7 protein-coding genes are annotated in these 8218 nt (G+C 70.8%); all 7 read right to left on the bottom strand.

All coding sequences use genetic code 11. From position 1 onward, the window contains the following. Nucleotides 1-127: 127 nt before the first annotated feature. Nucleotides 128-2554 (bottom strand): phenylalanine--tRNA ligase subunit beta, encoded by a 2427-nt coding sequence (gene pheT, locus NK718_RS18965; protein WP_254745532.1) that lies wholly within the window; start codon nucleotides 2552-2554, stop codon nucleotides 128-130. 25 nt (nucleotides 2555-2579) lie between these two features. After that, nucleotides 2580-3662, bottom strand: coding sequence for a phenylalanine--tRNA ligase subunit alpha (gene pheS, locus NK718_RS18960; RefSeq protein WP_254745530.1), 1083 nt, complete (start codon nucleotides 3660-3662; stop codon nucleotides 2580-2582). 106 nt (nucleotides 3663-3768) lie between these two features. Then, nucleotides 3769-4269: a DinB family protein gene (locus NK718_RS18955; RefSeq protein WP_254745528.1), complete on the bottom strand. Its 501-nt coding sequence runs from the start codon at nucleotides 4267-4269 to the stop codon at nucleotides 3769-3771. Nucleotides 4270-4412: 143 nt separating this feature from the next. Beyond that, nucleotides 4413-4775, bottom strand: coding sequence for a 50S ribosomal protein L20 (gene rplT / locus NK718_RS18950; protein WP_254745526.1), 363 nt, complete (start codon nucleotides 4773-4775; stop codon nucleotides 4413-4415). Between the two features lie 37 nt (nucleotides 4776-4812). Beyond that, entirely contained in the window at nucleotides 4813-5013 is a 201-nt protein-coding gene (gene rpmI / locus NK718_RS18945) for a 50S ribosomal protein L35 (protein WP_254745523.1), read from the bottom strand. A gap of 226 nt (nucleotides 5014-5239) precedes the next feature. After that, nucleotides 5240-6550 (bottom strand): NAD-dependent dihydropyrimidine dehydrogenase subunit PreA, encoded by a 1311-nt coding sequence (gene preA, locus NK718_RS18940; protein ID WP_254745521.1) that lies wholly within the window; start codon nucleotides 6548-6550, stop codon nucleotides 5240-5242. Nucleotides 6551-6568: 18 nt separating this feature from the next. Next, entirely contained in the window at nucleotides 6569-7933 is a 1365-nt protein-coding gene (locus NK718_RS18935) for an NAD(P)-dependent oxidoreductase (RefSeq protein ID WP_254745519.1), read from the bottom strand. Between the last annotated feature and the right edge of the window lie 285 nt (nucleotides 7934-8218).

Genomic DNA, 8218 nt, shown 5'->3' with positions numbered 1-8218 from the left:
CCGCCGGCGGGACGAGGCCCCCGCCGTTCCGCGCCGCCCTTCCGGGCTCCGCAGAACAAGCCAAGCCCCGCATCCGGAAGGATGGCGGGATAGAAGCGCATGGGCACGGGCGGACTGGCGTCCGCCGTCAGCCGCGCAGAATGGCCCCGGTCTTCTTGCCGACCTCGGTGACGATCTTCGCCGCGACCGTGTCGATCTCGGCGTCGGTCAGCGTCTTTTCCTGCGGCTGCAGGGTCACCGCCACGGCGACCGACTTGTGGCCCTCGGGGACGCCGGGGCCCTCGTAGACGTCGAACACGTCGGCCCCCGCCACGAGCTGGCGGTCGGCGGACTGGACGGCCTTGAGGATGTCCGCCGCCTTGACGTCGCGCGGCACGACGAAGGCGAAGTCGCGCGACACCGGCTGGAAGTCGGACAGCGCCAGCTTCGGCTTCATCCGCGTCGGCCGGGCCTTGGGCGGCGGCAGCGCGTCGAGGATCAGCTCGCAGGCGACCAGCGGGCCCTTGACGTCGAGCGCCTCCAGCACGCGCGGATGCACCTCGCCGAACGCGCCGACGACGAGCTTGGGGCCGAACTGCAGCGTGCCCGAGCGCCCGGGATGCAGCCAGGCCGGGCCGCCTTGCGACACCTGCAGGCCGGACGTGGGCACGCCGAGCGCCTCCAGCACCGCGTAGGCGTCGGCCTTGGCGTCGAACGCGTCGACGGGGGCGGCCGGGCGGCTCCAGTGGCGGCCGGGACTGTCGGAACGCGCCAAGGCGCGGCGCACCGCGGCGGCCGCCATGCTCTGGTCCTGCGGGCGGTCGCCGGCGAACACCTGGCCCACCTCGAACAGGGCGGCGTCCGGGAAGCCCCGGTCTGCGTTGCGCTGCGCCGCCTTGAGCAGGCCGGGCAGCAGGCTCGGCCGCATGTCGGAGAGCTCGGCGGCGATGGGGTTGGCGAGCGCCAGCTCCGGCCGGCCGCCGCCGAACAGCTCCGCCTCGGCCTTGCCGATGAACGACCAGGTGACGGCCTCGACGAGGCCGCGCGCCGCCAAAGCCCGCCGCGCCGTGCGGGTGCGCTTCTGGATCAGCGTCAGCACCGGCGCGGCCACGGTCTGCGGGTCGCGCGGGAACGGCGTCGCCTGCACGCGGTCGAGCCCGGCGATGCGCACGATCTCCTCGACGAGGTCGGCCTTGGCCTCGACGTCGGGCCGCCAGGCCGGCGGCGACACCTTGACCGTGTCGCCCTCGTTGCCCGACACGAAAAAGCCGAGCTGACGCAGGATCGCCTTCATCTCGTGGACGGGCAGGTCGAGCCCGGTGAGGCGCTTCACCTCGCGCCAGGGGAACTCGACGATGCGGTCGGTGTCCGGGATCTCGCCGGCCAGCGCGATCTCGGACGGCTCGCCGCCGCACAGATCCATCACCAGCCTCGTCGCCAGCTCGAGGCCGGGCACGCAGAATTGCGGGTCGACGCCCCGCTCGAAGCGGTAGCGGGCGTCGGTGTTGATGCCCAGCCGGCGGCCCGTCTGGGCGATGTTCAGCGGGTCCCACAGCGCCGACTCGATCAGCACGTCGGTGGTCGTCGCGTCGCAGCCGGAATGCTCGCCGCCCATGATTCCGGCGATCGACTCGACGCCGTTGTCGTCGGCGATCACCACCATGTCGCGGTCGAGCCGGTAGGTGCGTCCGTCGAGCGCCAGGACCTCCTCGCCGTCGCGCGCCCGACGCACCACGAGGTCGCCCTTCACCTTGGCGAGATCGAACACGTGCAGCGGCCGGTTGCGGTCGTAGGTGACGTAGTTGGTGATGTCGACCAGCGCGTTGATCGGGCGCAGGCCGATCGCCTTGAGGCGGCGCTGCATCCACTCCGGGCTCGGCCCGTTGCGCACGCCGCGCACCAAGCGCAGCGCGAAGGCCGGCGCCAGGCGCTTGTCCTCGCCGGCGAACTCCAGGTGGGCGCGGGTGGGGCACGCGAACGCGCCGCGCACCTGCTGGACGGGCCGGTCGACCAGCGTGCCGAGCCCGGCCGCCGCGAGGTCGCGCGCCACGCCGTGGACGCCGAGCGCGTCCGGCCGGTTGGGCGTGACGGCGAAGTCGATCACCGGGTCGCCGAGGCTGGCGTACTCGGCGTAGGACATGCCGACGGGGGCGTCGGCCGGCAGGTCGATGATGCCGTCGTGCTCCTCGCCGAGGCCCAGCTCCATCGCCGAGCACAGCATGCCGCGGCTCTCGACGCCGCGGATGGAGCCGACGCCGAGCGTGATGTCCTTGCCCGGGATGTACGTGCCCGGCGGCGAGAACACCGACTTCATGCCGGCGCGGGCATTGGGCGCACCGCAGACCACCTGCACGGGCGGGCCCTCGCCGGTGTCGACCATGCACACGCGCAGTCGGTCGGCGTTGGGGTGCTGCTCGGCGGAGACCACCGACGCCACCGTGAAGGCGGCGAGCTGCTTGGCCTTGTCCTCGACGCCCTCGACCTCGAGCCCGACCTTGGTCAGCGTCTCGGCGACGGTCGCGAGCGGGGCGGCGGTGTCAAGGTGGTCCTTGAGCCAGGAGAGTGTGAGCTTCATGGGTTCGCTTCGATGTCCGGGCCGGTCACGCGCTCAGGCCGCCCGCGAGGGTCGGCAGGTCGAGCGGGCGGAAGCCGTAATGGGAGAGCCAGCGCACGTCGGCGTCGAAGAAGGCGCGCAGGTCCGGCATGCCGTATTTCAGCATGGCGATGCGGTCGATGCCCATGCCCCAGGCGAAGCCCTGGTACTCGTCCGGGTCCAGCCCGCAATTGCGTATGACGTTGGGGTGGACCATGCCGCAGCCCAGGATCTCTAGCCAGTCCTCTCCTTCGCCGAAGCGGATCTCGCCGCCCTTGCGCGAGCACTGGATGTCGACCTCCGCCGAGGGCTCGGTGAAGGGGAAGAAGGAGGGGCGGAAGCGCATCTTGACGTGCGGCACCTCGAAGAACGCCTTGCAGAACTCCTCGAGGATCCACTTGAGGTGGCCCAGATGCGAGCCCTTGTCGATGACCAGGCCCTCGACCTGGTGGAACATCGGCGTGTGCGTCTGGTCGCTGTCGCAGCGATAGGTGCGGCCGGGGATGATGACGCGGATCGGCGGCTTCTGGCTCATCATGGTGCGGATCTGCACCGGGCTGGTGTGGGTGCGCAGCACCTTGCGTTCCCCGTCGGCGTCGGGGTTGAAGAAGAAGGTGTCGTGCATCTCGCGCGCCGGATGGCCGGTCGGGAAGTTCAGCGCCGTGAAGTTGTAGAAGTCGGTCTCGATGTCCGGGCCGTCCGCCACGGCGAAGCCCATGTCGGCGAAGATGGCGGTGAGCTCGTCGACGACCTGGCTGATCGGGTGGATGCGCCCGCGCGCCGCCGGGCTCTCGGGCAGCGGCTGGGTGACGTCGACGCGCTCCGCCTGCAGCCTTGCGTCCAGCGCAGCGTCCCGCAGCGCAGCGCGGCGGCAGGCGATAGCGGCCTGGACGCGGTCGCGCAGGCCGTTGATGAGCGGGCCGTTTTCCTTGCGCTCCTCGGGCGACATCGCGCCGAGCGTCTTCAGCAGCTCGGAGACGGAGCCCTTCTTGCCGAGCGCGCCGACGCGCACGGCTTCCAGCGCCGCCTCGTCCCCGGCGGCGGCGACGGCGGCGAGGAGCGAGGTCTCGAGGGAGGCGTAATCGGACATGGCGATCCCGTTCTGGCGGCCGGGGTCGTGCCTCGGCGCGGACGCGCGGCTTTTGCCATGGCGGGGCGGTGCTTGTCGAGGGCGAGCCCGCCCGCCGGCGGCCGGATCAGTCCGGCAACAGGAAGAGGTCGGTGTCGCCCGGCCGCGCGCCGAGGCGCGTCAGCATGGCGTGGACCTGGCCGCGGTGGTGCGTCTGGTGGTTGAAGAAATGGACGACCACCCTGTCGAGCGGCATGGAGATCTCGCGCCCCGCCGCGCCCGAGAACCAGCGCAGCGGCGCGGCCAGGCGTTCGGTGGTCAGGGTCGCGGTCCAGTCGAGAATGGCGTCGTCGAGCGCCGCGCGCAGGCGCTTCAGCTCCTCCCAGTCGGTCACGAAGCCCGCGCTCTCGCGCAGGGGGAGGCCGGGGGCCGGCCAGTCGGTGAAGCGGCTCATCCAGTTGCTGTCGCCCCAGGCGAGATGGCTCAGCGTGCCCTGGATGGAGCCGAAGAAGGCGGCGAGGTCCTGCCGGCGCTGGGCGTCCGAGAGCGCGTCGGCCGCGCCGAACAGATTGCCGTTCTGCCAGCGATTGTAGCGCGCCATCAGGCGCGGGAAGTCGACATCGATCATGAGGCTCCGCCGGGACTGGCCGCCGCTTTGCGGCGCGCCATTGTCGGCGAAGACAGGGCGGCGGGGAAGAGGGCGAGGCTCCCAGGCGGACATGAAAAAGCCCGCCGGCGGCGGGCTTTTCCGAAGCTCCGGGACGGACCGGATCAGGCGGCCGGCTGGGCCGACTTGGCCTTCTCGACCAGCGCCGCGAAGGCGGCCGGCTCGTGGATGGCGATGTCCGAGAGGACCTTGCGGTCGACCTCGACGCCCGCCTTGTTCAGGCCGTCGATGAAGCGCGAATAGACCATGCCGTGCTCCCGGACCGCGGCGTTGAGACGCTGGATCCAGAGCGCGCGGATGGTGCGCTTCTTGTTCTTGCGGTCGCGCGTCGCATACTGCATCGCGCGATCGACGGCCGCCTTGGCCGTGCGGATCGTGTTCTTGCGGCGGCCATAGAAGCCCTTCGCCGCCTTGAAAACCTTCTTGTGCTTCGCGTGAGACGTCACGCCGCGCTTGACGCGTGCCATTGGCTGATCTCCTCAGAAAATTTGAAACCCCGGCCGATCAGCCGTTGGGGAGGAAGTACTTCTTCACGTTGGCAGCGTCGCCCTCGAAGAGGACATTCGTGCCGCGAAGATTGCGGATCTGCTTGTTGGTCCGCTTGATCATGCCATGCCGCTTGCCGGCCTGGGCGTACAGCACCTTGCCGGTGCCGGTGATCTTGAACCGCTTCTTGGCGGACGCCTTCGTCTTGATCTTGGGCATTTGGCTCGTCTCCGATCCGGGCGGCGGACCGCCCTCGGGTTGTTCTTTCGGCCGGCGAACCGGCCGTTCGTCTCGTCATGAGCGAAACGAACCGCCACGGCAGCCCTTACCGGCCGGGCGGTTCGAAGGCGCGGTTCATAGCAGAAACGCCGCCGAAGGCAAGGCTCCGGCGGCGAAAAAGCGAGTCGGATCAATCCCGACGGATGGCCGATCCGAGGTCCCGGTCCTACTCCGCCGCCTGGCGCGCCATCGGGTTATTGGGGTGCGTGGTCCAGTTGGCGTAGCCGGGCTCGACCGTGCGCCCGGTGCGCGGGTCTACCGCCCCCGCCGCCATTGGGACCATGGTGATGCAGTTCTCCACGGGGCAGACCTCGACGCAGAGATTGCAGCCGACGCACTCCTCGTCCTTCACCGTGAACATGCGCCGCCCATCGACCATGGCGGTGATCGCCTGGTGCGAGGTGTCCTCGCAGGCGATGTGGCAGCGGCCGCACTGGATGCAGAGGTCCTGGTCGATATGCGCCTTCGTCACGTAGTTGAGGTTGAGGTACTGCCAGTCGGTGACGTTGGGGACGGCGCGGCCGCGGAAGTCGTCCAGCGTGGCGTAACCCTTGGAGTCCATCCAGCCGGACAACCCGGCGATCATCTCCTCAACGATCTTGAACCCGTAGGTCATCGCGGCCGTGCAGACCTGGACCGTGCCGGCGCTCATGGCGATGAACTCGGCCGCGTCGCGCCAGGTGGTGATGCCGCCAATGGCGGAGATCGGCATGCCGCGCGTCTCGGCGTCGCGGGCGATCTCTGCCACCATGTTGAGCGCGATGGGCTTCACCGCCGGGCCGCAATAGCCGCCGTGGCTGCCCTTGCCGTCGATGCTGGGATTGGGGCTGAACGTGTCGAGATCGACCGACACGATGGACGACACGGTGTTGATGAGCGACACGGCGTCCGCCCCGCCCTTCAGCGCGGCGCGCGCCGGGTAGCGGATATCGGTGATGTTGGGCGTCAGCTTGACGATGACCGGCATCCTCGTGTGCTGCTTGCACCAGCGCGCCACCATCTCGATGTACTCGGGCACCTGGCCGACCGCCGAGCCCATGCCGCGCTCGGACATGCCGTGCGGGCAGCCGAAGTTGAGCTCGACGCCGTCGCACTCGGTCTCCTCGACGCGCGCCAGGATGGACTGCCAGCTGCGCTCCTCGCAGGGCACCATCAGCGACACGACGACGGCCCGGTCGGGCCAGGCCCGCTTCACCGCCTTGATCTCCTGAAGGTTGATGTCCAGCGGGCGGTCGGTGATCAGCTCGATGTTGTTGAAGCCCAGCAGCCGCCGGTCGGCCCCGTGGATGGCGCCGTAGCGCGGGCCGTTGACGTTGACGATGGGCGGGTCCTCCCCCAGCGTCTTCCACACCACGCCGCCCCAGCCCGCCTTGAAGGCGCGGGTGACGTTGACCTCGCGGTCGGTCGGCGGGGCGGAGGCCAGCCAGAACGGGTTGGGCGACTTGATCCCCAGGAAGTTCGTGCGCAGATCGGCCATGTGTCCCTCCCCTTCCGCTCAGGCGACCATCGCGCCGCGCAGGGCGCGGTCGATCGACAGCGCCGCCTGCTTGCCGTCTTCCACCGCCGTGACGGTGAGATCCTGGCCGCCGGCCACGCAGTCGCCGCCGGCCCACACGCCGGGCATGCTCGTGCGGCGCTCGCCGTCGACGACGATGCGCCCGCCGGCGAGCTTCAGCGCCGGCGCGCCGGCGAGGCTGGTCGACGCCAGCGCCTGGCCGATGGCGACGAGCACCATGTCGGCCCCGAGCGTGAAGGTCTCGCCCGTGCCTGCCAGACGCCCGCCGGTCTCGGCGGTCCGCTCGAAGGCGACGCCGGTGACGAGGCCGCCGTCGCCGTGCAGGCCCGCCGGCGCCGCCCAGGTGCGGATCAGCACGCCATTGGTCTGCGCCAGCTGGCGCTCGTAGAGCGAGGCCTTCATGGCGTCCTCGCCGCGGCGGTAGACGACCGTCACCTCCTCGGCGCCGAGGCGGCGGGCCTGCACGGCGGCGTCGATCGCCGTCATGCCGCCGCCGATTACCACGACGCGCCGGCCGACCGGCACGCTCGCCATCGACCTGGCCTGGCGCAGCCCGGCGATCCAGTCCACGGCGTCGTACACGCCGGCGAGCGTCCCCTCGCCGGCGAGATCGAGCCGGTTGACGGCCGCCAGTCCGACGCCGAGGAACACGGCGTCGAAGTCGCGACGCAGCCCCTCGAGCGTGATCGTCTCGCCGAGCCGCGCCCCGGTCTCCACCGCGATGCCGCCGATCGACAGCACGAACTCGACCTCGCGCTGCGCGAAGCCGCCGGTGGTCTTGTAGGAGGCGATGCCGAACTCGTTGAGGCCGCCGAGCTTGTCGCGCGCCTCGAAGACGGTGACGGCGTGGCCCAGCTCCGCGAGCTTGTGGGCGCAGGCGAGGCCGGCCGGGCCTCCGCCGACCACGGCAACGCGCCGGCCGGTCTCGGCGGCGCGCCGGAACGGCTGGCGTCCCGCCTCCAGCAGGGCGTCGGTGGCGCGCCGCTGCAGCAGGCCGATCTTCACCGGCTTGCCCTCGGCGGCCTCGCGCACGCAGGCCTCCTCGCACAGCGTCTCGGTGGGGCAGACCCGGGCGCACATGCCGCCGAACACGTTGGCGGACAGGATGGTCTCGGCCGCGCCGATCTCGTTGCCGGTCGCGATCTGGCGAATGAAGAGCGGAATGTCGATCGACGTCGGGCAGGCGTTCTGGCACGGCGCGTCGAAGCAGAAATAGCACCGGTCGGACTCGACGCGCGCCTCGTGCCGGTCGAGCGGAGGATGGACGTCGGAGAAATTGGCGGCGTACTCCGCCGTCGAGAGACGCCCCGCGGCGATCCCGGGTGTGCTTCGGCTGGCGCTCATGGGTCCCTCCCTCGCCGCCGGACGGATGGGTCCGTCCGAACCTGACCGTTTGGTCAAGTTGAGGCCAGGCGAGGGGACTGTCAAGCATGCGCCGCCTTTACCGGGGCTCGCCGTCGCCGGCGGATCAGAGAGCGTCGCAAAGCGGTGGCTGCGCGCCGGCGCGACGCCTCTACGCTTCGGCATCCGCGCGGCGGCGGTGCCGGCGTCACGCGGCTGTCACGCGGCTGTCACGCGGTGCTTCTATCGGCTTGCGGGGCCGCGACGAATTCGGGTCCCGGCACGGCT

This window comes from Alsobacter ponti (genome assembly GCF_024294805.1).
Taxonomy (GTDB): domain Bacteria; phylum Pseudomonadota; class Alphaproteobacteria; order Rhizobiales; family Beijerinckiaceae; genus Alsobacter; species Alsobacter ponti.
Note: the sequence above shows the minus strand (reverse complement) of the source record. Positions and strands in the feature narration are given on the sequence as shown.

Coding starts and splice junctions, on each gene's coding strand:
- rplT (WP_254745526.1), bottom strand. CDS start 4,775: ATGGCACGCGTCAAGCGCGGCGTGACGTCTCACGCGAAGCACAAGAAG.
- pheS (WP_254745530.1), bottom strand. CDS start 3,662: ATGTCCGATTACGCCTCCCTCGAGACCTCGCTCCTCGCCGCCGTCGCC.
- rpmI (WP_254745523.1), bottom strand. CDS start 5,013: ATGCCCAAGATCAAGACGAAGGCGTCCGCCAAGAAGCGGTTCAAGATC.
- preA (WP_254745521.1), bottom strand. CDS start 6,550: ATGGCCGATCTGCGCACGAACTTCCTGGGGATCAAGTCGCCCAACCCG.
- NK718_RS18955 (WP_254745528.1), bottom strand. CDS start 4,269: ATGATCGATGTCGACTTCCCGCGCCTGATGGCGCGCTACAATCGCTGG.
- NK718_RS18935 (WP_254745519.1), bottom strand. CDS start 7,933: ATGAGCGCCAGCCGAAGCACACCCGGGATCGCCGCGGGGCGTCTCTCG.
- pheT (WP_254745532.1), bottom strand. CDS start 2,554: ATGAAGCTCACACTCTCCTGGCTCAAGGACCACCTTGACACCGCCGCC.